Source organism: Halorubrum sp. JWXQ-INN 858 (assembly GCF_009806985.1).
In the GTDB taxonomy this organism is placed as follows: Archaea; Halobacteriota; Halobacteria; order Halobacteriales; family Haloferacaceae; genus Halorubrum.
On the sequence record NZ_WUAX01000003.1, the window covers coordinates 51,641 to 74,964 of the forward strand.

24 protein-coding genes, 1 tRNA gene and 1 pseudogene are annotated in these 23,324 nt (G+C 70.0%); 14 read left to right on the plus strand and 12 right to left on the minus strand.

The features are described from left to right. Positions 1-14 precede the first annotated feature (14 nt). The gene (locus GRS48_RS00720) at positions 15-332 is read left to right on the plus strand and encodes a hypothetical protein (RefSeq protein WP_159483030.1); all 318 of its coding nucleotides are present in this window, start codon (positions 15-17) and stop codon (positions 330-332) included. A 59-nt stretch (positions 333-391) separates the two neighbouring features. Here the strand turns inward: GRS48_RS00720 and GRS48_RS00725 are convergent, their stop codons facing one another. Both GRS48_RS00725 and GRS48_RS00730 read right to left on the minus strand, forming a co-directional pair. Then, positions 392-1,420, minus strand: a complete 1,029-nt coding sequence (locus tag GRS48_RS00725; RefSeq protein ID WP_159483057.1) for a glycosyltransferase family 4 protein — start codon at positions 1,418-1,420, stop codon at positions 392-394. A gap of 150 nt (positions 1,421-1,570) precedes the next feature. Beyond that, positions 1,571-1,654 (minus strand) — tRNA-Leu (locus GRS48_RS00730). Positions 1,655-1,871: 217 nt separating this feature from the next. Here GRS48_RS00730 and GRS48_RS00735 point away from each other — a divergent pair. The 3 genes from GRS48_RS00735 to GRS48_RS00745 all read left to right on the plus strand — a co-directional run bounded on the left by GRS48_RS00735 (position 1,872) and on the right by GRS48_RS00745 (position 3,864). Further along, a complete protein-coding gene (locus tag GRS48_RS00735; RefSeq protein WP_159483031.1) occupies positions 1,872-2,180 on the plus strand; it encodes a transcription initiation factor IIB family protein in 309 nt (102 codons plus the stop codon). A 522-nt stretch (positions 2,181-2,702) separates the two neighbouring features. Next, entirely contained in the window at positions 2,703-3,521 is an 819-nt protein-coding gene (gene hisF, locus GRS48_RS00740; RefSeq protein ID WP_159483032.1) for an imidazole glycerol phosphate synthase subunit HisF, read from the plus strand. Positions 3,522-3,678: 157 nt separating this feature from the next. Beyond that, on the plus strand, positions 3,679-3,864 hold the full coding sequence (locus GRS48_RS00745) for a hypothetical protein (RefSeq protein WP_159483033.1): 186 nt from the start codon (positions 3,679-3,681) through the stop codon (positions 3,862-3,864). A 60-nt stretch (positions 3,865-3,924) separates the two neighbouring features. On the opposite strand, the gene GRS48_RS00750 is transcribed toward GRS48_RS00745, so the two are convergent. Further along, a complete protein-coding gene (locus GRS48_RS00750; protein ID WP_159483034.1) occupies positions 3,925-4,392 on the minus strand; it encodes an MGMT family protein in 468 nt (155 codons plus the stop codon). 270 nt (positions 4,393-4,662) lie between these two features. Between GRS48_RS00750 and trpC the strand changes: the two genes are divergently transcribed. The 7 genes from trpC to GRS48_RS00785 all read left to right on the plus strand — a co-directional run bounded on the left by trpC (position 4,663) and on the right by GRS48_RS00785 (position 11,947). Beyond that, complete coding sequence (trpC, locus tag GRS48_RS00755) at positions 4,663-5,499, plus strand: indole-3-glycerol phosphate synthase (RefSeq protein ID WP_159483035.1); 837 nt, start codon at positions 4,663-4,665, stop codon at positions 5,497-5,499. After that, positions 5,496-6,785 (plus strand): tryptophan synthase subunit beta, encoded by a 1,290-nt coding sequence (trpB, locus tag GRS48_RS00760; RefSeq protein ID WP_159483036.1) that lies wholly within the window; start codon positions 5,496-5,498, stop codon positions 6,783-6,785. The genes trpC and trpB overlap by 4 nt, the downstream gene beginning before the upstream one ends. After that, complete coding sequence (trpA, locus tag GRS48_RS00765) at positions 6,786-7,688, plus strand: tryptophan synthase subunit alpha (RefSeq protein ID WP_159483037.1); 903 nt, start codon at positions 6,786-6,788, stop codon at positions 7,686-7,688. A gap of 78 nt (positions 7,689-7,766) precedes the next feature. Then, entirely contained in the window at positions 7,767-8,552 is a 786-nt protein-coding gene (locus GRS48_RS00770; RefSeq protein ID WP_159483038.1) for a 2-amino-3,7-dideoxy-D-threo-hept-6-ulosonate synthase, read from the plus strand. 145 nt (positions 8,553-8,697) lie between these two features. Continuing rightward, positions 8,698-9,870 (plus strand): 3-dehydroquinate synthase II, encoded by a 1,173-nt coding sequence (locus GRS48_RS00775; protein WP_159483039.1) that lies wholly within the window; start codon positions 8,698-8,700, stop codon positions 9,868-9,870. A gap of 125 nt (positions 9,871-9,995) precedes the next feature. Then, on the plus strand, positions 9,996-11,153 hold the full coding sequence (locus tag GRS48_RS00780; RefSeq protein ID WP_159483040.1) for an ABC transporter ATP-binding protein: 1,158 nt from the start codon (positions 9,996-9,998) through the stop codon (positions 11,151-11,153). Then, positions 11,150-11,947, plus strand: coding sequence for an ABC transporter permease (locus GRS48_RS00785; RefSeq protein WP_159483041.1), 798 nt, complete (start codon positions 11,150-11,152; stop codon positions 11,945-11,947). Before GRS48_RS00780 ends, GRS48_RS00785 begins: the two co-directional genes overlap by 4 nt. A gap of 32 nt (positions 11,948-11,979) precedes the next feature. Here GRS48_RS00785 and GRS48_RS00790 read toward each other — a convergent pair whose 3' ends face one another. Together GRS48_RS00790 and GRS48_RS00795 are read right to left on the minus strand one after the other, a co-directional pair. Then, positions 11,980-12,855, minus strand: a complete 876-nt coding sequence (locus GRS48_RS00790) for a deoxyribonuclease IV (RefSeq protein WP_159483042.1) — start codon at positions 12,853-12,855, stop codon at positions 11,980-11,982. A 94-nt stretch (positions 12,856-12,949) separates the two neighbouring features. Continuing rightward, on the minus strand, positions 12,950-13,780 hold the full coding sequence (locus tag GRS48_RS00795; RefSeq protein ID WP_159483043.1) for a biotin/lipoate A/B protein ligase family protein: 831 nt from the start codon (positions 13,778-13,780) through the stop codon (positions 12,950-12,952). 158 nt (positions 13,781-13,938) lie between these two features. Here GRS48_RS00795 and GRS48_RS00800 point away from each other — a divergent pair, with 158 nt between their 5' ends. Beyond that, the gene (locus tag GRS48_RS00800) at positions 13,939-14,853 is read left to right on the plus strand and encodes a serine/threonine-protein kinase RIO2 (protein ID WP_159483044.1); all 915 of its coding nucleotides are present in this window, start codon (positions 13,939-13,941) and stop codon (positions 14,851-14,853) included. 155 nt (positions 14,854-15,008) lie between these two features. Here the strand turns inward: GRS48_RS00800 and GRS48_RS00805 are convergent, their stop codons facing one another. The 3 genes from GRS48_RS00805 to GRS48_RS00815 all read right to left on the minus strand — a co-directional run bounded on the left by GRS48_RS00805 (position 15,009) and on the right by GRS48_RS00815 (position 18,742). After that, on the minus strand, positions 15,009-16,055 hold the full coding sequence (locus GRS48_RS00805; RefSeq protein ID WP_159483045.1) for a TrmB family transcriptional regulator sugar-binding domain-containing protein: 1,047 nt from the start codon (positions 16,053-16,055) through the stop codon (positions 15,009-15,011). A gap of 140 nt (positions 16,056-16,195) precedes the next feature. After that, positions 16,196-17,482: a DUF4897 domain-containing protein gene (locus GRS48_RS00810; RefSeq protein ID WP_321168222.1), complete on the minus strand. Its 1,287-nt coding sequence runs from the start codon at positions 17,480-17,482 to the stop codon at positions 16,196-16,198. A gap of 63 nt (positions 17,483-17,545) precedes the next feature. Then, positions 17,546-18,742 carry a hypothetical protein gene (locus tag GRS48_RS00815; protein WP_159483046.1) on the minus strand — a complete coding sequence of 399 codons (1,197 nt, stop codon included), beginning with the start codon at positions 18,740-18,742 and terminating at the stop codon, positions 17,546-17,548. A 239-nt stretch (positions 18,743-18,981) separates the two neighbouring features. On the opposite strand from GRS48_RS00815, the gene GRS48_RS00820 reads away from it, so the two are divergent. Together GRS48_RS00820 and GRS48_RS00825 are read left to right on the plus strand one after the other, a co-directional pair. Beyond that, positions 18,982-19,575 (plus strand): hypothetical protein, encoded by a 594-nt coding sequence (locus GRS48_RS00820; protein ID WP_159483047.1) that lies wholly within the window; start codon positions 18,982-18,984, stop codon positions 19,573-19,575. Between the two features lie 87 nt (positions 19,576-19,662). After that, positions 19,663-20,832: a M20 family metallopeptidase gene (locus GRS48_RS00825; protein WP_159483048.1), complete on the plus strand. Its 1,170-nt coding sequence runs from the start codon at positions 19,663-19,665 to the stop codon at positions 20,830-20,832. A 77-nt stretch (positions 20,833-20,909) separates the two neighbouring features. Here the strand turns inward: GRS48_RS00825 and GRS48_RS00830 are convergent, their stop codons facing one another. The 4 genes and pseudogenes from GRS48_RS00830 to GRS48_RS00845 form a co-directional block, all read right to left on the minus strand. Further along, a complete protein-coding gene (locus tag GRS48_RS00830) occupies positions 20,910-21,341 on the minus strand; it encodes a hypothetical protein (RefSeq protein ID WP_159483049.1) in 432 nt (143 codons plus the stop codon). Next, positions 21,338-22,498 carry a thiolase family protein gene (locus tag GRS48_RS00835; protein WP_159483050.1) on the minus strand — a complete coding sequence of 387 codons (1,161 nt, stop codon included), beginning with the start codon at positions 22,496-22,498 and terminating at the stop codon, positions 21,338-21,340. Before GRS48_RS00835 ends, GRS48_RS00830 begins: the two co-directional genes overlap by 4 nt. Before the next feature lie 121 nt (positions 22,499-22,619). Continuing rightward, positions 22,620-22,928 carry a hypothetical protein gene (locus tag GRS48_RS00840; RefSeq protein WP_159483051.1) on the minus strand — a complete coding sequence of 103 codons (309 nt, stop codon included), beginning with the start codon at positions 22,926-22,928 and terminating at the stop codon, positions 22,620-22,622. 286 nt (positions 22,929-23,214) lie between these two features. After that, positions 23,215-23,324, minus strand: a pseudogene (locus tag GRS48_RS00845) (DoxX family protein); the annotation flags it as partial.

A 23,324-nucleotide genomic window follows, 5' to 3' on the forward strand; every position in this document is an offset into this window, starting at 1 on the left:
GCACACGTACCCCCATGACCGAAGTCGACATCGACACGCACGTCGGCGACGAGCGCACCGTCATCGACGTCGTCGGAACTCGGGACGTCACCGTCGTCGTCAGATCGGCGTCGGGCGAGCGGATCTACCTCCCGCCGGAGGGGTTCGAGGAGCCGGTCGAGGCGTCACCGTACCGATCGCCGTACCAGAGTTCCTACGCCCGAAGCGACGAGGAGGAGAGCCCGTACCGCGAGGCTCCGGAGAGCACTCGGGGCGTGATCACGACCGCCGACGGCTTCCGGATCCACCACGCCGAGTCGCCGACCGAGATCGACGTCTATCGCGAAGCGTAGCGACGTTCTCCTGACGCACCGTTCTCCTTACCCGACGCCCTCCCTACCCGACGTTCTCCTTATGCGACGTCCTCGTAGACGGCGAGGGTGTCCTCGGCGACCGCCGACCAGTCGCGACGCTCGTACGTCGGCGGCTCTTCGCGGTCGAGCGCCTCGACGAGCCCGTCGACGATCGACTCCGAGTCGGGCGTCACTTCGATCAGACAGCCCTCGGGGAGGACCTCGGCGGCGCCACAGCGGGTCGAGACGACCTGTGTTCCCGCCTCCAACGCCTCCGTGATCGTGATGCCGAACGGCTCGGCGAGCGAGGGGGAGACGAACGCGTCGGACGCGGCGTAGTAGTCGCCGAGCTCCGCCTCGGGGACGTAGCCGGCGAACTCGACGCGGTCCTCGATGCCGACCAGCTCGACGAACCGCTTCAGCTGTCCGGTCTGGTGGCCCGACCCGCCGACGACGAGGGTGACGCCGGGGCGGCGGAGCTTCTTCATCGCGTACAGGAGGTGTGAGATCCCCTTCTGGTCGGTGTGGCGACCGACGAAAAAGAGCATCTCGCCGTCGATGCCGAGCTCCGCGCGGACGTCCGTACCGCTGAACTCGGGCGTCGAGAAGCCGTTGTACACGACCCGGGAGTCGGCCCCGTACAGCTCGCGGATGTCCTCGCGGACGATCTCGCTGACCGCGATGTTGCAGTCGGCGGCGTTCGCGAGCCGCCGCTCCGTCTCGACCTCCCGCCGTGGCGGGTCGATGTTGCGGTCGCTCGCGAGCGAGTGGAACGACGAGACCCACGTCGCGTCGGACGCGCGCGCGGCGCTGCGGCCGGGGCCGTAGCCGAACCAGTCGTGGGTGTGGATCACGTCGTAATCGTCCGCCAGCTCGACGAACCGGTCGCTGAGCCGGCCGACCCGCGTGGCGATGTCTCCCTCGCCCGTCTCGACCCCCTCGACGCCCGGCTCGTCTTCGGGGGCGAGCTCCGCGGGTAGCACGAGCCTTGCGTCGACCCCGAGGTCGTCGCGCAGCCCGGAGAACAGTTCACCGACGTGGACGTCGAGGCCGCCGGTGATGTTCGGCGGATACCCCCATCCCAACATGAGTACGCTCGGCGACATACACTGACGTTGCGCGACTCGACACTTAGGTGTGCCTCTCCGTTGAAACGTCTCCGTGATCGAAACGAGCCCGTGCCCGGACGGGCGCGTGCCCGAACGGACGGTTCGGGTCCGTCGCCCGGCCTCGTTCAGTGCGTGGGACCGGATTTGAACCGGCGGACTCCTACGAGACAGCGTCCTAAGCGCTGCGCCGTTTCCTGGCTTGGCTACCCACGCGCACCTCCCCGTAGACGGAACCGACTCAAGAACCTGACGAACGGGGGCGGCGGGGTGAGTCGGTCCGGTATCGACTGGCGGCGGCGCGGGTCGGTCCGGTATCGACTGGCGGCGGCGCGGGTCGGTCCGGTACCGGCGATCCGGTGTCGACGGTTCGACGCCATCGATCCGGTGTCGCCGCGTATCGCTTATATACGTCGCCGCGAAACGTCGTCGCATGTATCGGGCGAGTGATCGCGTCGACAACGAGGAGTGGGTGGCGCGGATCGAGTCGGCGTGTGCCGACCTCGACCTCGACGGGGAGGCGTGTGCGACGGCGACGGACCTGTTCCTCTCGGGCGTCCCCGAGACGGATCGGTCGAAGCCGGCGACCGCCGCCGCGAGCCTCTACGCCGCCGCCCTGATCCGCGGCCAGGAGCGGTCGCAGTCGGCCGTCGCCGACGCGATGGGCGTTTCCCGCCTCTCCGTCCAACAGGGGTGGAAGCCGATCCTCGAGGAGGCCGGCTTCTCGCCGCCGACCTGGTGAGACGGCGGATCGGGTTGATAAGTGGTGTCGTCCTCGAACGGTTGCAGTGCTCGGTCCTGGGCGGTTGCAGCACCCGGCTCCGGGCGGGGAAACCGTCACGACGCGCCTCCGCTCCCGGGTCGGCGCGTGGACCAGCCATGGACCGGCCCACGAGCCGTTTATAAGGGCCGTCGTCTCCGCCCCCCGGCGGTTCAACGGGAGGTTCGAGGGTCGTCCGCCGGGGTCGTTCACTCCGCTCGCACCGCTCCCGCGCCGCTCCCGCATCGCTCCCGCATCGCTCCCGCGCCGCCACGGCACCTCGAATCTCCCCAGCCTCGGCCGGCGCAAGCGGGGGCGACGACGAACGAGGGCGAACCACGGGTGACGGACGGCGGACGGCGGCGGATGACGCGCGAGGGTGGGCGGCGGGAACCGACGGGTTCGAGAGCGATCGCCCGACCGTCGGCGTTTATAAGCCGATGCGTCCCGTCGTCCCCCGTCCCGCGCCTTTTAACCCCTCCCGTCGTCAATCCCCGCCAACGAATGGGACTCACGAAGCGCATCATCCCCTGTATCGACGTCGACCTCGATGACGACGGCGACGCCGCCGTCTACACCGGGGTGAACTTCGAGAACCTGGAGTACACGGGCGACCCCGTCGAGCTGGCGAAGAAGTACAACACGGCCGGCGCGGACGAGTTCGTCTTCCTCGACATCACCGCGAGCGCGGACGGCCGGGAGACGATGCTCGACGTCGTCAACGCGGTCGCCGACGAGTGTTTCATCCCGCTCACGGTCGGCGGCGGCATTCGGACGACCGCGGACATCAAGGAAACGCTCCGCGCGGGCGCGGACAAGGTGTCGATCACGACGGGCGCGCTCGAACGGCCCGAACTCATCGAGGAGGGCGCGGCCGCCTTCGGCAGCCAGTGTATCGTCATCTCCGTCGACGCGCGCCGCCGCCACGACGACGAGGGAGAGCACTTCTACGAGGACGCCGACGGCGAGACGGTGTGGTTCGAATGCACGAAGAAGGGCGGCCGCGAGGGGACCGGGATCGACGCGGTCTCGTGGGCCAAGGAGGCGGAGGAGCGCGGGGCCGGGGAGCTGTTCGTCAACTCCATCGACATGGACGGAACGAAGGACGGCTACGACATCCCGCTCATGACGGCGGTGTGTGAGGCCGTCTCCACGCCGGTCATCGCGTCCTCGGGCTGCGGGAGCCCGGAAGACATGTACGAGGTGTTCACCGAGGCGAACGCCGACGCCGGCCTCGCGGCGTCCATCTTCCACTTCGGCGACTACTCCATCGAGGAGACGAAGGCGTACCTCGACGAGCGCGGCGTCCCCGTCCGGCTGTAGACGCCGGACCGCCCGGCTCCTCGTCCTGCTCCATCCGAGCTCTCGTTTCGCCTCTTCTGTTGCCGTCGTTCGGTCTCCCACCTCGCCGTCGGCGGGTTTCCGGGGACGTGAAGTCGAAACCAACACCCCTTATATCATGGCGAAGGTACGTGGAACCATGGCCCCGTCATCCACGCGTGCGTTCCGTGAGGAGCCGCCGGAGCTCGTCGCCCGCCGGACCGAGGAGGGGAACGGCCCCGCCGAGGTCACCCTCTACGAGGCGACCCGCGCCCCCGACGAGCGAACGACGCGGTGGATCACGGCGGACGCCCCCGACTGTATCCCCGCCGACGAGTGGCGCTGACCCCCGGCTCTCGCGCCGGTTCTCGCACGGACGACCTCCTGCACCCCTTTCCGGCCCGTGTTATCGAAGTCCCTCCGCCGACCGGAGCCGTCCACGGACGCCCTCGGGCGTCGCGTACGGCCCGCCCTGTACCCGGTGGTCCGGAAACAGGACCGGGATCGGGTTGGCGTGGAGCGCCGCCGTCACCAGCTCCAAATCGTCGGGGTCGTTGTCGTCGAGCCCGGCCAGCCGCGTCAGCCGGCTTACCGACGTCTCCTCGCCGTACGGGACGTTCCGTAGCGCTTCGAGGACGCCCCTTCGATCGGTCGGCACCGTGAGCGCGACCGGCACGTCCGCGAAGCCGTCGCGCTCCCCCGCGAGCGCGTCACCGATCCGATCGAGCAGCGCGTGGTCCCCGCCGGCGTCGGTCGGCACCGTCGCCGGGAACGAAATCGCGATCACCCGACCGCCGGCGAAGCCGACCTCGACGGCGGCGTCCAACTCGTCGTACGCGCGGGCGAACACGCCCGACGTTCCCATGCTGACCATGTCGGCCGTCGTGCCCGACGACGCTTAAAAGGGACGGCGTTCGACGGCAGACGCCGCAGCCGTCGCCGGCACGGTAGACGCCGCAGCTATCGCCGGCACGGTAGACGCCGCAGCTATCGCCGGCACGGTAGACGTCGCAGCTATCGCCGGCACGGCAGACGTCGCCGACACCATCGACGCTGTCGCGTCGACATCGGCAGCTCCGTCCCTCGCGGGATCGACCGCCAGCCCGCAAGCCTTATGAACACATCCGTACATTAGTGTACACTAATGGACGATCCAGACGAGCTGGCCCCGGCGGTCCGATCCATCCTCGCGGCCGCCCGGGAGCGGTCCGCCGAGGGCGGACGCGACGGGGATGGCGGGGGCAGCGGGGACGGCGGACGGGTGACGATCGATCCCGACGACCGTCGGGACCTCCGGGCGGCGTTCGCCGAGGCGGCGGCCGACGGCCGCGTCCCGGTCATCGCCGAGGTGAAGCCGACGAGCCCGACCACCGACGGCGTCCGCGAGGACGACCCCGTCGAGCTCGCCGAGGAGATGGTCGCGGGCGGCGCGGCCGCGCTGAGCGTGCTCACCGAGCCGGAGCACTTCGGCGGGAGCGTCGACACCCTCGAACGCGTGCGCGAGGCGGTCGACGTCCCGGTCCTCCGGAAGGACTTCGTCCTCGACGAGGCCGGACTCGACGCCGTCGAGAGCGACGTGGTCCTCCTGATCGCGCGGTTCGTCGGCGACGACCTCCCCGACCTGCTCGCCGCCGCGCGCGACCGCGGCTTCCAGGTCCTCGTCGAGGTCCACGACCGCGAGGAGCTGGCGGCCGCGCTCGCCGCCGGCGCGGACATCGTCGGCGTGAACAACCGCGACCTGGCGAAACTCGACGTCGACCTCGGCACCTTCGAGTCGGTCGCGCCCGAGGCCCCCGACGACGTGACGCTGATCGCCGAGAGCGGGGTCTCGACGCCGGCCGACGTCCGTCGGATGCGGGCCGCCGGCGCGGATGCGCTGTTGATCGGGAGCGCCATCATGGCCGGCGACGTCCGGACGAACACCCACGAGCTGACGCGGGCCGAGGCCGACAACGACACGGAGACGGAGACACCCACATGACCGAGACATCCACGACCGAAACGACGACGCGACCGGGCCGCGAACGCGGCCGCGAGGACGGGAAGTTCGGCCGCTACGGCGGCCAGTACGTCCCCGAGGCACTGATGCCGGCCATCGAGGAGCTGACCGACGCCTACCGGCGCTACGTCCTCGGCAACGAAGACGGCTTCATGGACGAGTTCCGCGAGCGGCTCGCCGACTTCGGCGGCCGGCCGACGCCGCTCCAGCGCGCCGGCCGGCTCTCCGAGCGGTACGGTCGCGAGGTGTACCTCAAACGCGAGGACCTCCTCCACGGCGGCGCACACAAGCTGAACAACGCTCTCGGACAGGTGCTGCTCGCGAAGTACATGGGCAAAGAGCGGATCATCGCGGAGACGGGGGCCGGACAGCACGGTACCGCGACGGCGATGGCGGCCGCCCACCTCGACATGCCGTGTACGATCTACATGGGCGAGCGCGACATCAACCGCCAGCGCCCGAACGTGTTCCGGATGAAGCTCAACGGCTCGGACGTGAAGCCGGTGACTGCGGGTCGGGGAACCCTCAAGGAGGCGATAAGCGAGACGATGCGCGATTGGGCGGCCACGGTGGAGGACACCCACTACGTCATCGGGAGCGTCGTCGGCCCGCACCCGTTCCCGGTCATGGTCCGTGACTTCCAGGCGGTGATCTCCGAGGAGGCCCGCGAACAGGCGATCGGGAAGGCGGGCGACCTCCCGACCGACGTGATCGCCTGCGCCGGCGGCGGCTCCAACACGATGGGGTCGTTCGCGGCGTTCGTCGACGACGGGTCCGTCGCGCTCCACGCCGTCGAGGCGGGCGGGTCGACGCTGGAGGTCGACGAGGCGGCGGGCGTCGCGCCCAACTCCGCGTCGCTGTACGCCGGCGAGGAAGGGGTTCTCCACGGCGCGCGCACGAAGCTCCTGCAGGACTCACACGGCCAGATCATGGAGAGCCACTCGATCTCCTCCGGGCTCGACTACGCCGGCGTCGGCCCCGAGCTCGCGTATCTCGTCGACGAGGGGCGGGTGACGCCCGTCGCCGTCGACGACGACGCCGCGCTGGAGGGGTTCCACCGGCTCTCCCGGACCGAAGGGATCATCCCCGCGCTGGAGACGGCTCACGCGTTCGGCTTCCTCGAGGAGCACGCCGACGAGCTCGGCGATCGCGTCGTCGTCACCGTCTCGGGCCGCGGCGACAAGGACCTCGAGAGCGTCATCGAGGAGACCGACAAACGCGACATCGCCGGCGCACCGGACATGTCGATGTTCACGGGGGGGATCTGAATGCCGGGCGACGAGGAGCGCGCGACGACGGACGACGCCGCGCCGAAAACGGGCAACAGCGCGACCATCGCCGCGGCGTTCGCGGACGGGCCGGCCTACGTCCCGTACCTCGCGGTCGGCGACCCGGACTACGAGTCCTCGCTCGCGTACGTCGAGGCGCTCGACCGCGGCGGCGCGGACGTCATCGAGCTCGGCCTCCCGTTCTCGGAGCCGATCGCCGAGGGGCCGACGATCCAGGGCGCGGTCGTCCGCGCGCTGGAGGGCGGAATGACTCCCGACCGGTTCTTCGCGTTCGTCGAGGAGCTCGACGTCGACGCCCCGCTCGTCTGTATGACCTACTACAACCTGATCTACCAGTGGGGCGACAGCGACGGTCCCCGGTCGTTCGTCGAGCGCGCCGCCGAGGTCGGCCTACAGGGACTCGTCGTCCCCGATCTCCCGGCCGAGGAGGCGGACCCGCTTCGCGAGGCGTGCGACGAGTTCGGGCTCGACCTGGTGTTCATCGTCGCGCCGACGACCGAAGGGGAGCGGCTCGAGCGGATCATGGAACAGGTGTCGGGGTACGTGTACGTCCAGGCGCGGCTCGGCACGACCGGCGCGAAGAGCGACGTCTCCGACCGGACGACCGAGAGCCTCGACCGGCTCCGCGGCTACGACGTGCCGAAGGCGGTCGGGTTCGGGATCTCGACGGGCGAGCACGCGGAACGCATCGTCGCGGGCGGGGCCGACGGGATCATCGTCGGCTCGGCGCTCGTCGACATCGTCGCCGACGGCGTCGAGAACGACCGCCCGACCGCCGCGGTCGCCGAGCGCCTCGAGGCGCTCTCACGCGAGCTGAAGGCTGGCGCGGAGCGAGGGTTCGCGGCACGAACGGCGGACGCGGCCCCCGGCGACGCCCGGTAGCCGCGCGCCGCGTCGACACGCCGCGAACGAAACCGACTTATCACCGATTGCCACACACTCACATAACGAGCGATCCATATGACAGCAGGACTCCCAGCACGACTCGACCGTATCTCCACGAACGACCGCTACCTCATCGTCCCGATGGACCACGGGATCACGATGGGCGCAGTGACCGGGCTCGTCGACATCGAGTCCACCATCGACGGCGTCACCCGCGGCGGCGCGGACGCCGTCCTCACCCAGAAGGGCGTCGCCCCGCGCGTTCACCCGAACAAGAACGGGGCCGGCTTCATCGTCCACGTCAACGCGTCGACGACGATCGGCCCCGACGAGAACGACAAGCGCGTCACCGCCACCGCCGAGGAGGCGGTCCGCGCCGGCGCGGACGCCGTCTCGTTCCACATCAACGTCGGCTCCGACCACGAGCCCGACCAGATCGAGGAGCTGGCGGAGCTCACCGACGACGCCTCGCGGCTCGGCCTCCCCGTGCTCGCGATGGCGTACGCGCGCGGCCCCGGCGTCGACAGCGCCGACCCCGAGTCGCTCGGCCACGCCGTCCGGCTCGCCGAGGAGCTCGGTGCCGACGTCGTGAAGACGGGCTACTCCGGCGACGGTGACTCCTTCGCGCGGGTCACCGAGTCGACCCGCCTGCCGGTCGTCATCGCCGGCGGCTCGAAGGGGACCGACCGCGAGACGGCCGCGATGGTCCGCGGCGCGATGGACGGCGGCGCGGCCGGCGTCTCGATGGGCCGGTCCATCTTCCAGCACGACGACCCCGAGGGGATCGCGGCGACCGTCTCCGCGATCGTCCACGACAACGCCGACGTCGACGCGGCGCTCCGGGCCGGCGGCTTCCGCTGATCCGCGGGCCGTCGGCTTTCGCTGATCCGCGGGCCGTCGGCTTTCGCTGATCCGCGGGGCGGCGGCGGAACGACACGCGTCGGGGTGACCCCGACCCCCTGCGGCTTTCGCAGTTTTCAAGCCGCACCCCCGTGAGGTACCGGTAATGACACGCACGATATGGGTCAAGGCCGACGCGAGCGTCGGCGACTGGGAGGCGCGGAAGCGGCGGGTCACGACGGCGATCGAGGCGGGCGCTGACTGGGTCCTCGTCGACGAGAGCGACGTCGGCCGGGTCCGCGAGCTCGGCGACATCGCGGTCGCCGCGTTCCGCTCCGAGGCCGACGTCGTCGACGGCGACGACGAGGCCGCGGAGGCCGACGCCTACTTCGTCGGCAAGGACGGCGAGGGCGACGGCACGATCGACCTCCCGAACGACCTCTCGGGGTCGGCCGATCTCACGACGGTCCGGCGGCGCGACGACCGTGCACAGGGCGTGTACGTCCGCGTGCTCGGCAAGGAGTACGAGGCGTTCGCCGAGGCGGCCGCCGCGGACGCCGACTACACGATCGTCGTCGGCGAGGACTGGTCGATCATCCCGCTGGAGAACCTCATCGCGCGCGTCGGCGACGACACCCACCTGATCGCCGGCGTCACGACCGCGGCCGAGGCCCGAACCGCCTTCGAGACGCTGGAGATCGGCTCCGACGGCGTCCTGATCGACTCGGACTCCCCCGACGAGATCCGGGGCGCGGTCGACGCGCGCGACGTCGCCGACCGCGAGACGCTCGACCTCCGGTACGCCGAGGTGACCGCGGTCGAACGCACCGGGATGGCCGATCGGGTCTGTATCGACACCGGGTCGCTGATGGACGACGACGAGGGGATGCTGGTCGGGTCGCTCTCGCGCGGGCTCTTCTTCGTCCACGCCGAGACGGCCGAGTCCCCGTACGTCGAGTCGCGCCCCTTCCGCGTCAACGCCGGGGCCGTCCACGCGTACGTCCGGAACCCGGAGGGCGGGACGAACTACCTCGCGGAGCTGTCGAGCGGCGACGAGGTGCAGGTCGTCGACACCGCGGGCCACACCCGCGAGGCGATCGTCGGGCGCGTGAAGATCGAGAAGCGCCCCATGTTCCGGATCCAGGCGGAGGTGGAGACCGACGACGGCGTCGACCGCGTCGAGACGCTCATCCAGAACGCCGAGACCGTGAAGGTCGCCACGTCCGCGGGGCGGACCGCCGTGACGGACCTCGAGTCGGGCGACGAGGTGCTCGTCTACTACGAGGACGTCGCCCGCCACTTCGGCGAGGCCGTCGAAGAGAGCATCATCGAGAAGTAGGCCGCGTTCGCGCTGGCGGGGCGGATGACGGCGCGACGGTCTCCGTCGCTTCGGGTTGGTCCCATCGCTTCGGCTGGTCCAGCCGCTTCGGGTCGTTTAACCTCGGGGACGGCGTGGTCACTCCCATGACGAACGCACTGGAGGTCACGGACCTCCGGAAGAGCTACGGGGGCGTCGACGCCCTGAAGGGCGTGTCGCTGACGGTGCCGGAGGGCTCCTTCTTCGGGCTCCTCGGCCCGAACGGGGCGGGCAAGACCACGTTCATCAACGTGCTCGTCGGGTTGGTCCGCGCGTCGGGCGGGTCGGCGCGGGTGTTCGGCCACGACGTCGAGGACGACTACCGGGAGGCGCGCGACCGTATCGGCGTCGCCCCTCAGGAGTTCAACGTCGACCGGTTCTTCCCGATCCACGAGGTGTTAGAGCACAAGGCCGGCTACCACGGGGTGTCCCACGAGGAGGCCGCCGAGCGGGCCGACCGCGCGCTCCGAGCGGTCGGGATCCACGACAAGCGGGAGACGCGGTTCGACTGGCTCTCGGGCGGCATGAAACGGCGGTTCATGCTCGCGCGGGCGCTCGTCACCGAGCCGGACCTCCTGATCCTCGATGAGCCCTCCGCGGGCGTCGACGTCCAGCTCCGGCGCGACCTGTGGGACCTGGTCACCGAGCTCAACGAGCGGGGAACGACCGTCCTGCTCACGACCCACTACATCGAGGAGGCCGAGCGCCTCTGTGACGAGGTCGCCATCCTCGATCAGGGGCGGGTCATCACCGTCGCGTCGCCCGACGAGCTGATGGACCGCGGCGCGGACCGAGTCGTCGTCACCCTGCGGGACCCGCCCGCCACGGTCGGGGATATCCCGACGGACCTCACCGACGACGACCGGGTCGAGGACGTGACCCTCGAGGGCCCCCGGCTCGTCGTCACCGCCAGACAGGGCGGGCTCGTCGCGCCGGATCTCGTCCGCGGCCTCGACCGAACCGGGTACGGTATCCTCGATCTGGAGATCAAACGCACCTCCTTAGAGGAGGTGTTCGTGTCGATGACGCGGGACGATGGAGACGTGTCAGACACCGGGGTGAACGGGGCGGACGGGGGAGCGGATCGGAACGAGCCCGTCGACGACGCTGATGAGCCCGACCTCGTCGCGGACGGCGGTCGCGGGGACGATATCGATCATGGGAGCCAGAGCGAGTATGAAAAGGAGAGCGACCATGGGAGCGACGGCGGCCACGGGGGCGACCGCGGCCACGGGGACGACGGCGGCCACGGGGGCCACGAATGAGCGGCGACGCCCGGTCGATCGACCTCACCGGCTTCCTCACGCTGACGAAACGGGAGGTGCGCCGGTTCCTCCGGCGGCCGACGAACACGTTTGCGCCGCCGCTCATCACGAACGTCCTCTACTTCTCGGTGTTCGGCGTGATCCTCGGCGAGCGCGTCGGGACGATCACCGGCGTCCCGTACATCCTCTTTATCCTCCCGGGGCTGATCGTCCTCGGCGCGGTGTCGAACAGCTTCGAGAACGCGTCCTTCTCCATCTTCCACGGGCGATGGAACGAGTACATCCACGAGGTGCTCACCTCGCCGCTGTCGTACACGGGGATGGTGTGGGCGTACGTCCTCTCGGCGGCGACCCGGGGGCTGCTCGTCGGCGGGCTCATCGCCGCGCTCGGCTGGGGGATCATCTCGGCGCTGTATCAGCCCGTCCCCGTCGAGGAGCCGGCGTACCTCCTCGCGTTCCTCGTCGTGATCACGCTGCTGTTCGCGAGCCTCGGCGTCATCGGCGGGCTGCTCGCGAACGACTTCGACGACCTCACCGTGATGAACCAGTTCATCCTCCGGCCGCTCGTCTTCTTCGGCGCGGTGTTCTACTCGCTCGACGACCTGACGCCGCTGCTGCGGGACGTCTCGCTGATGAACCCGATGGTGTACATGGTCAACGGCGTTCGGTACGGCTTCCTCGGGGTCGCGGAGGTCGACCCGCGGTTCTCGCTCGCGGTGCTCACCGGGATGACCGTGGTCGCGGTGACGATCGACATCGTCCTGTTCAAACGGGGCTACGGACTGACCGACTGAGGCCGCCGACCCGCGGGGCCGACGCTCCGGTCTCAGTCGTGGCGGAGCTCGCGGACGCGCTCGATGTTCCACGCGAAGCCGCGGCCGTCCTCCGTCGGCGTCTCCAACACGAACGGGACGTCAGCGAGCGCCGGGTGGTTGACGATCCGCTCCATACCCTCGTCGCCGATGTATCCCTCGCCGATGTGAGCGTGTTCGTCCTTGTTCGTCCCACACTCGTGTTTCGAGTCGTTGAGGTGGATACACTGCAGGTGGTCGAGCCCGACCACGTCGTCGAACTCCGCGACCGCCTCGTCGACGGCGTCGGCCGACGAGAGGTCGTAGCCGGCCGCGAACGCGTGGGCGGTGTCGATACAGACGTCGATCTCCGTCGTCGTCCGGTCGATGACCGCCGCGAGGTGCTCGAAGTCGCCCCCGAGCTTGGTGCCGGAGCCGGCGTCGCTCTCGATCAGGATCGTGACGTCGTCGGGGACGTCGATGTCGTCTATCACCGACGCGGCGTTGTCGAGTCCGCCCTCGACGCCCGCCCCGGTGTGAGCACCCAGGTGGACGTTGACGTACGGGATGTCGAGCTGATGGGCGGCGTCGACCTCCTTTTGCATCGAGTCGAGCGACTTCTCGCGGAGCCCGGCCTTCGGCGTACAGAGGTTGACGAGGTAGGAGGTGTGGATCACCCACGGGCCGTCGAGGTCGCGGGCCGTCCCCTCTCGGAACTGCGTGGCCTCCTCGTCGCCGACGTCGGGGTCCTGCCACACCTGCGGGGAGTGGGTGAAGATCTGCCCGCAGTTGCCGCCGAACTGCGTCTGTCTGAACACCGCGTCCGCCAGGTTCCCGTGCGGCGGGGTCTCCGGGTCGCTCGAGACCTTCGATCCCGAGATGGAGACGTGCGCGCCGACCTTGAGGGTCATACCCGACCGAGGAGGTCGACTCAAAAAGCCGCTTCGGAAGCGGACGACGGCCCTCCGGCAGTACGGAGCCTCCCGTCGAACGTGCCGGATCGGGTCACCGTCGCTTCCCTGGTTGCGTTCGTACCCAGTCGTCGTCGCGGTACTTCGCGTCCGCGAGATCCCGTGCGCGGTCCAACTCGTCGGCGGTCCAGGACGCGTCCGTCGTCAACGACGTCCCGTCGGTTCCCTCGATCCACGTCGAGAGCGCCTCCTCGACCGCATCGACCGCCGTTTCGCGGTCGGCGTCGACGAGCTCGTCCATCCCGACGACGCGCTCGCGGAAGGCGTCGGCCGTGACCGGCGGGTCGACGAACGTCCCCAGGTGTCGCTCCGCGTCGACGGAGTACGTCAACGATCCGTGCTGGATCACCGCGTCGCGCTTGCGGTACTGGGCGTTTCCGGCGACCTTTCGCCCGTCGGCGACCACGTCGTGGGCGGGGTGGAGCTCCCGGAGGTAACACGCGGGGTGATACAGCTCGGGGACCGGTCCGTCCACGTAGTCGGCGTCGATGCCGAGCCGGGCGAACGCGTCGAGGACGGGCTCACACAGCAGGTGATAACAGTCGAGTAGCTCCCCCGGCACGGCCGACCCGGGGACGACGATCGAGTAGGCGATGTCGCCCGTCCCATCGTGATAGATGCCGCCACCGCCGGTCTGTCGGCGGGTGACGTCGATCCCCTCGCGCTCGCAGAACCCCCAGTCGACGGTGTCGGGGTCCTGCCGATACCCCATGGTGAGGCAGTCCGGGTCCCACCGGTACGTCCGTACCGTCGCCGGACCGCCCTCGGCGACGGTCTCGGCGGCGATCTCGTCGAGCGCCATCTGCATCGGTCCCGGTCGTCGCTCCTCGCGGATCAGCCGCCAGTCACCCTCCGGCGCGGTCATACCCGTCGTTACGCCGGGGCGACGAAGTGGATTGCGCTCGACGAGCCTCGGCGTTGGTCCGGTCACGGATTGGGGGAGATTTTATATCGCAATATTCGATTTATACCCGAGTCCCATCGACACGCGCCCCTTTTAGGAACCGACGCAGTAGGGCGGGTATGGTCCGAAACGTCGCGGGCGACATGGCGGCGCTCGACGCCGAGGACTTCTACCTCCTCTCGGGCGTCGAGCAGGGGATGCGGTTCTCCGAGTGGGTCCGCCGGGACAAGCTCCCCGACTATGCCGACCTCACCGTCGAAGAGGTCGATTACCGGCTGGACCGGTGTCTCGACCGCGAGCTCGTCCAGCGGAAGACGATCCAGTACGAGGGGTATCAACTGACCTTCGAGGGGTACGACGCGCTCGCGCTTCGGACGTTCTCGGAGCGGGACACGATCGACGGCGTCGGCTCGCCGCTCGGGTTCGGCAAGGAGGGCGACGTCTACGAGGTCCAGTCGTTCAAGCCGCTCGCGTTGAAGTACCACCGCGAGGGGTACACGAACTTCAGGGAGGTGAACCGCGAACGGGAGTACACCGCGGACCGGAACCACGTCTCCTGGATGTACACCGCGCGCAAGGCCGCCGAGCGGGAGTACGCGACGATGGAGGCCCTCTACCCGGACATCTCGGTTCCCCGACCGGTCGATCACAACCGACACGCGATCGTGATGGACAAGTTCGACGGGGTCGAGCTCGGGCGCGCGAAGCTGGAGCCGGCACAGGCCGTCGGCGTGCTCGATCTCGTGTTACGGGAGCTCACGGCCGCGTACGAGCGCGGGTGGGTACACGCCGACATGTCCGAACACAACGTCGCGGTCGCCGAAAGCGGGGTCACGATCTTCGACTGGCCACAGGCCGTCCCGACCGACCACGAGAACGCCCGCGAGTTCCTCGAACGGGACGTGGGGAACCTCGTGCGCTACTTCGGCCGGAAGTACCCCCACGAAATCCCGAGAGACGCCGACATCGCCGCGATCGCCGACGCCATCGTCGACGGGCGGTTCGAGACGGTTCGGGCGGTCGCGAAAGAATAAACGACATATTGCGATATTAAAACACCCGGCGGCGAACCAGGACCGGGGTTCGGCGGCCGGCAGCCGCGGCTCGGGAGGTCTCACACCGTCGTCCGTCGGAAACGGGAACGGGAGCGGGAACGGGAACGGAAACGAGAGTGGGAACGAAACCCGTCTCAGTCCCGTTCGAGGCGGACGAGGTCGGCCTCGACGTCCTCGACGAACGCCCCCCGCCCGCCGACCGTGACCGGTCCCGCGTCGGTTTCGACGACGAGCGAGTGCTGGACCGGGAACTCGTTGTTCGCCGGTTCCACCATCCCCTGTCGGACCTCGATCACTCGTCCGGCGACCTCGAGTTGAGTGTCGTCTTCGGGCCGCCGCCCGCCGACCGTCGCGCGGAGCTGCGTGCCGAGCCGACGGTGGAGCGTCGCCTGCAACACGGTGTGCCGGAAGTTCGTGTACTCCGCGGGCAACGGGGCGGGGTCAGCCGTTCGCACCTCGTCGGCGGCGGGCCAGTAGTTGCCGAGAAACGACCCGGCGATCACGGGCGCGATCTGCTCCTGCGTGAAGACGATCGCCTGTTTCTCGGACCGGGAACGCACCAGCAGCTCGGGCGGCGCGATGACGCCCGCGCCCGAGTCAGCGGTGAGCAGCGTCGGCATCGCTTCGCTCCAGGCCCGCACGACGCTGGCGCAGCCGTCGACGTCGAGCGCGTCGGGGTCCGGCACGTCCGAGACGATGAGGAGCACGAGCACTCCCCTCTCGACGGCGTTCGCGAGCGAATCGGCGATCTCGGGGAGCCGCTTCGCCGGGATCGAGAGCGTCACTTCGGTGTCGGCCCCGTCGACGATCGAGCGGATCCGCTTGAGCACGGTGACGCGGGACTTGATCACCTCGAACTGCTCGGTCTCCGGTTCGACCCGGGAGAATCGTTCCTCGAGGCCCGGCCGGATGGCGTCGACGTCGGATCGGAGCCGCTCGATCACCGCTTCGGGCGGGTTCGCCCGGATCGTCGTCGGAACCGCGTGGTCGTTGACCTCGACGAACCCGCGGTCGGCCAGCGACTCGCAGACGCTGTAGACGTACCGTTTCGACACGCCGGCGGCCTCCGCGACCGTGCTCGCTTTCGCCTCGCCGTGTGCCAAGAGCGTGAGGTACGTGTCGACCTCCTTTTCGGAGAGCCCGAACCGTCGCAGGAGATCGGTCAGCGTCCGGTCGTTCATGTCACGGAACGCGTGAGCGGGACACTTAGCTGGGTCGATGGACGGTAAGTCGATGGACGGTAAGTCGATGGACGGTGGGTCGATACACGGTGAATCAGCGATAGCCACGGCGGTCCGTCGCCGTCGCCGACCGATCGGACCTATCGTGGGTCCTCCTCGGGCAGGGCCAACACGTTCTCCCGACCGAGCCGGAACCCGACCAGGTCTCCCTCCTCGCGGAGGCCCTTGGTCACTTGGCTCGTCTTCGCCGCCGTCCAGTCGAGCTCCTCGGCGACCCGCTTCTGTTTCATCCGCCCGCCGTTCGCCTCGATGAGCCGAAGCACCTGCTCTTCGTTGCTGAGCAGTTCCGGGTCGACGTCGCCGAACGGTCCCGCAGTCTGCGTATCGGCCACGTCCTCATCGTCGGCTGCATCGTCGCCGTCGGCCGCGTCCGTCGCGTCGACCTCGGCGGTCGTGTCGTCCGTATCGTCCTCGTCGGACGCGTCGTTCGTGTCGGCCGCGACCGCACCGGATCCCACCCGCGTGTCAGTCGCGTCGTCGCCAGAGCGATCCGACCGGTCGATCCGACCGATCGGACCGATCCACCCGCGTCGGGCGACGTACGTACCGGCGACGACGAGCAACACCACCGCGAAGACGGCGACCATCGTCGACGAGACGGCCCCGTCGCTCGCGGGGGCGCTCTCGCCGTCCGTCCCTTGGTCATCGCCGGCCCCCGTATCGGTCGCGGCCGCCGAGTCGAGGACGGCCCGAGGTTGCCCCTCGGCGAAGCTCGTCGGGCCGCGCCACACCACGGCGGTCTCCCGCGTTTCGGTGGGGGACGGCGTCGCCTCGACGAGCGCCCGGTCGTCGGGCCAGCCGATCCGGAGCTCCGAGGCGTCGTCGAGGAACAGCCCGTCGATCGCGTCGCCGGCGGCGATCCGGTCGCCGTCGACGGCCGCGAAGTTCGACCACTGGAACGTGTAGGTCACGATGCCGTACTCGCGCGGGAGCTGTCGCCGCTCAGCGTCCACGCGCATGTCTGAGATCGCCATCTCGCGGCCGGTCGCGGTCGACGCGCCCTCGGCGGTGGCGCTCATCCGGTCGGCGAACTCGACTGTGTACGCCTCCGGATCGGCCTCGATGTCTCGTCGGAGCTCCTCGAACGCCGCCTCGTCGTCGTCGGTGTCGAGTCGAGTTCGATACTCGATCGTCCACTCGGCGTTCCCCTCGCCGTCGAGATCGATACCCAACAGCACGTCGTCGGGATCGACCTCGCCGACGGCGAACTCGACCCCGACGGCGCTCCGCGGCTCGTCGATCCCGGGCCCATCGGTTGATCCGAGCGCCAACGGATCCGCGGACGCCATTCCCACCGCGGCGACGCCGAGGCTGACGATCAGGACCGCAGCGACGGCGAGCACGACCGCGAGCGCACGACGTTTCACGTCAGGGTGCGACGGCTCCGCCTAATAAAACCCTTCTCACACCGATCCGGATCGATCGCCTCGTCATCCGTCCCGACGGTCGTCGTCAGAGGGTCCGCCTCCCGGTTCGCCGTCGGACCCAGGGTTCGGTCGATCCGCGGAGCCGGAACCCGTGCCACCGCGGTCGTCCGCAGCCCCGCCGCGGTCCGACCCTCGATCCACACCCTGGCCACCGCCCTGTCTACCGTCCGTGTGAGCGCCGTCTGACGCCCCTTCGGAGCGATCGGCCCCCTCGACGACGCCGGAGCCGGCACCGGAAGACGGGTCGGTTCCGTTCCCCGCTGATCGATCGGACGCATCGGCGGCCTGGCTACCGTCGGTCGCGTTCGGCTGTCCCGGGCCGCCCAGGTCTCCGTGCTCTCCGTTCCCCACGTGAGGTGGTCCGGTCACAGCGTCGGTAGCCGATCCACCGCCACGCGTCTCGTTCCCGGTCGGCGGCCCGGCGTGGTCCGGCCGCGCGCCCGCACCGACCGGCCCGCCCACGTTGGGGCCGGCGATACCGCGAGCGATCTCGGCGACCTCCGGGCCCGAGAGCTCGTTCGCTCGGTCTCGAACGGCCCCGATCCGTTCGTCGTCAACGCCGCGGGCGTCGAGCGCCTCCCGCGGGAGGTCCGCCGCGGCCGCGGCGCTCCGATCGGTCGTCCGCTGTATCGACGCGGTTTCGGCCGCGAGCCGGGCCATCCGCGCGCGGTACTCGCCGTGAGTGATCTCCCCGGCCGCGCGCCGCTCGCGAAGGTCGGCCTGCGCTCGCTCGATCCGATCGAGCCGAGCCTCGCTTTCCCGAAGCGCCCCGCCGATCGCGTCCGCGCGGTCGTCGGCGTCCCGGTCGGCCGCGACCCGGCGGTCGAACGACCGAGACTCGATCTCGCCGTCGATCTCCGCGGCCTGCACCCCGATCACGCCGGCGAGCCGCTCGCCCGGGAGCGTTTCGTTGGCGTCGTCGCTTCCGGCGTCGTCTTCCTCGGCGTCATCGTCGCTTCCGGCGTCGTCTTCCTCGGCGTCATCGTCGCTTCCGGCGTCGTCTTCCTCGGCGTCACCGTCGCTTCCGGCGTCATCGTCATGCTCCGCTCGTGCGGCGTCGAGTGCGTCATCGTCGACGTCGCCAACGCTCTCGACGTCGCCAACGCCCCCGACGCCGTCAACGGCACCGGCGGCCCCGACGGTCCCCACGACCCCCGCAACCAGCAGCGCCGCGACCACGACCACGGTTTCCGATCTCATTGTACGCCCTTTGGTCCCTGCTTCACATATAAAGCCGTGTCCGTCACGCCGGATTTACCCGGATCAACCCGGATATCGAGGGGGCGTGTCGGGCGGAAGGCAACGGTTACCGGAGTCGGGAGACCGCGGCTACTGGCGGTCGAAAGGTGACGATCACTGGCGGTCGGAAGGTGACGGGACACCCGCCGACTACGGGATCCACGACGCCGGCTTGAAGTCGGCGGCCGCGAACACCGGGTATGGAACGGACGCCGGACGGGACCCCGGTCGGCGTCGACGACCCGTACGCGGTCGCCGGCGTCTGTGACCACCTCACCGACGACGGCCGCTGTCGGTACGCGCTCGCACACGCCGGGCAGGACCCGGCGTTCGCGGCGGCGCGCCGGGCGGACGGGGACGCGTGTCACGTCGGACCCGACGGCGACTGGCGCGCGTGCCCGAAGTACCGGTCGACGACCGACGGCGCGGCGTGCGTGCGGTGCGACCTCGAAGAGATCCGCATGGCCCACGACGAGGCGCGCCCGCTCTTGGAGGAACACCACCTCATGTACGGCGACGCCGGCGATACGGACGCCGACGATACGCCCACCGCCGATACGGACGCCGACGATACGCCCACCGCTGATACGGACGCCGGCCCCCACGAGATCACCGTCTCGCTGTGCCGATGGTGTCACGCGAAGGTCCACCGGTCGTTCGCGCGAATCGACGACGACGCGAGTCCGGGTCCCGAGGCGATCGCGGAGCGGGAACGTCGACGGACGCGTGAGCGGTCGGAGGCGGTCTTCGAGAGCGCTCGGGAGCGGTACGGCGACGACGGCCCGAGCCGGTGACCTCCCCCGTCGATCCGCTCCGCGTTGATCCGCCCCCGTCGGTCCGCGCCGCGTCCTTTAACCCCCGCCACGCCGACGAGTCGCGTAATGACCGGCGACGCCGACCCGACTGGAGACGCGGACTCGACGACCCGAACCGACGCGGCGGAGGTCGCGGACCTGACCGAGCGGCTGGTCTCGATCCCGAGCCACGAGGACGAGACGGCCGCGGGCGACGCCATCGAGGCGTGGCTGCGGGCGGAGACCGACGCCGAGGTCGAACGCGACGCCGTCGGCAACGTGATCGCCTCCAAAGGCGCGGTCGACGACCCGGACGCGACGTCGCTCGCGCTGGTGGGCCACCACGACGTCGTCCCGCCGGCGGATCGCCAGACGACCGGCGACGGCACGGCCGGCGACTACGTGATCGAGCGTCGTGACGGACGGATCTACGGCCGCGGAACCGCCGACATGAAGGGTGCGGTGGCCGCCACCATGTGTGCGTTCCGCGACGCCGAGCCGCCCGCGGGCCGTGAGCTCGCGGTCGTCTCCTTCGTCGGCGAGGAGGTCGGCGGCACGGGCGCACGCCACGCGATCGACGCCGGCTTCGTCCCGGACCACGCCGTGGTCGCGGAGGGGTCGACGAACTACTCGAAACCCGGGGTAACCGACGTCGTCGTCGCCCACAAGGGACGGCGCGCGTCGACGCTCGTCGCCGAGGGCGTCGCCGCGCACGCCTCCGAGCCGGCCGCCGGCGAGAACGCCGTCTATCGCGCGTGCGACGCGGTCGACGTCGTCCGCGACCTCGACGCCCCGACGGCGACGACCTTCGGCGAGTCGGTCACCGGCTCGCTCGCGGTCACGGGGGTACACGGCGGCGACACCTGGAACGTGATCCCCGAGCGCTGCACGGTGACGATCGACGAGCGAACCGTGCCGGGCGAGCGGGCCGATCTCGGGCGAACGGAGTCGATAGACGGCGTGACGTGGAGCGTCGACCAGGACCTCCCGCCGATGGCCTGCGACGACGACGCGTTCGCGGACGCCGCGCTCGCGGTCGCACGCGAGGTGCATACGGACCTGGGACTCGACGCGCCGGAACACACGACGAAGCCACACGCCACCGACGCGGGCTGGCTCGCGGGCGCGGGGACCGCCTGTCTCGTCTGCGGGGCCTCCGAACCGGGCGAGGCGCACACGAAGACCGAGAGCGTCGGCATCGACGTGCTCGACCGCTGTTACCGGATATATAAGGGCCTCGCCGAACGGGAGTGGTAGCCCGACGCCGATCACCGCCGGTCGTCACCGTCAACCGCCGGTCATCGTCGATCGTTACCGTCGACCTTCGGGGGCGGCTACTCGACCGGGCGGAACCGGAACCCGTCCCAGCGCTGGCTGTCGGGTTCGCGAATGCCCGCCCCGGGTTCACGAAGGGTCTCGGCGTACACCGGTTCGACCGCGTCGCCGATCCCGACGTCGAACGTCTCGCCCGAGCCGTCCCCGCACTCCGCGATCTGTCCGAGCGCGCGCACGGGCGGGCCATCGTACCCTTCGCCCATCTCGAACTCGACGATCGCGAGCGTGTTCGGTTCGCGAACCCCCGGCGGCGTCGCCGTCGACGTCGTCCACGTGACGACCCGCGCCTCGTACGTCCGCAGATCGACGGTGCCGACGCGCTCCACCCCGTCCGGCCCGACCGGGTGGGGCGGGTACGTCACGGTCCCGTCCGAGTACTCCGCGGCCTCGAAGCGCCGTTCGCCGTCGTCGTGCGTGTCGGATCCGTTCATCGTGCAGCCTCCAGCACCGTCGTCGTCACGCAGTTGCCGAACCCGCCGACGTTACACGCGAGCCCGACGTCGGCGTCGACCTGCCGCGGGCCGGCCGTCCCCGTCACCTGCTGATAGATCTCGTACGCCTGTGCGACGCCGCTGGCCCCGAGCGGGTGGCCCTTCGATTTGAGTCCGCCGGAAGTGTTTATCGGGAGGTCGCCGTCCCGGTCGGTGACGCCCGCCTCGACCGCCTCCCACCCCGACCCCTTCTCGAAGAAGCCGAGGTCCTCGCTCTGGAGGAACTCGAGGATGGTGAACATGTCGTGGAGCTCCGCGACGTCGACGTCGTCGGGCCCGATCCCGGCCATGTCGTAGGCGATCGTCGAGGAGTCGACGACGCCGCCCATCGTCGTCGGGTCCGCGCGCTCGTGGACGACGTGCGTGTCCGTCGCGCCGCCGATCCCCGACACCACCGCGTAGTCGTCCGCGGGGACGTACTCCTCGGCGACCGACGCGGGACAGAAGACGAGCGCCGCGGAGCCGTCGGTGATCGGACAGAAGTCGTACAGCCGCAGCGGGTCGGCGACGACCGGCGAGCCGAGTACCGTCTCGAGGTCGACCTCCTTGCGGAACTGCGCGTGGGGGTTGTCGACGCCGTTCCGGTGGTTCTTCACCGCGACCTTTCCGAGGCTCTCGCGCGGGGCGTCGTACGTGTCGAGGTAGAGCCGTGCGGTGAGCCCCGCGAAGGAGGGAAGCGTCACCCCGTGTTTGTACTCGACCGGGTGCGTGAGCGACGCGATGACGTCCGTCGCCTCCGCGGTCGTCCGATGGGTCATCTTCTCGCCGCCGACGAGCATCGTCAGGTCGCTCGCCCCGGAGGCGATCGACTGCCACGCGGCGTAGATCCCCGCCCCGCCGGACGAGGAGGTCTGGTCGATCCGTGCGGTGTACGCCGGAGTCGCCGCGAGGTCGTGGGCGAGCGCGTTCGGCACCCCCGTCTGTCCCTCGAACTCGCCGCTGGCCATGTTCGAGACGTACAGGTGGTCGAGGTCGCCGCCGGCCGCGCCCGCGTCGTCGAGCGCGGCAGCCCCGGCCTCCGCCAACAGTTCCCGTATCCACGCGTCGCGCTGCCCGAACCGGGTCATCGACGCGCCGACGATCGCTACGCGTTCCATACGCCGAGGTCCGGCCGGCGCGCCTAAAACGTATCTGTCCACCGAGCGATCGGGCCGGAAGAGCGGAGCCCCTCGCGCATGCCGTCCCCCGGGACGTGTCGCTCCCCGATCGCGACGTCCGCTACCGTGCACCCTGCGTCGGCGGGTCGAGCGCGTCGTCCGACCGGCGAAGCAGGGTCCGCCCCGGCGCTCGGTCACGGACCGGCGCGTCGCCGAGGTAGTCGACGAGCGCGTCCCGCAGCAGGACGACCTCCGAGCGAGTGAAGTCGCGACCGCGCTCGATGCCGTCGAGGGGGCGAAGCTGTGCCGGCGCGTCGTCGCCGGCGTTCACGGCCGTCTCGCTCGCCGCAAGCAGCGCCGCGTGAGCGACCCACGCCTCCTCACGGGAGAAGGGGAGGGTGATCCGCCCGTCGTTCGTCGGAGGGGTCATTCAGATGGGCACTCCGTAGGGAGGGTAATAAATCTATGTGTGAAGTTGGTATCCCGACGGAGCGGCGCGCCGATCGCCACGTTTCCGCATCCGCGGAGGACGGGATGAAACGGACCGTCGGTGGTGTGGTACCGACGGAAGTGGTAGTGCGCTACCGACGGAAGCGATGGTGTGACCCTGGTGTCACGGGTAATAAGAGCAGTCGGTTCGAGCAGGTCGATTCGGGCGGTACGGTGGGTCGAGCGGTCGAGCAGTCGGGCGGGTCGAGCGGGTGGGTTCGGGTGGGTTACCCGAGGAGGTAGCGGAGTGCGGGGTAGCGTTCGATGAGGGGTTGGCCGCCGACGTCGAGGGTTTCGAGGTGGGCGTCGACGCCGAGGATGCGGCCCGCGCCGAAGG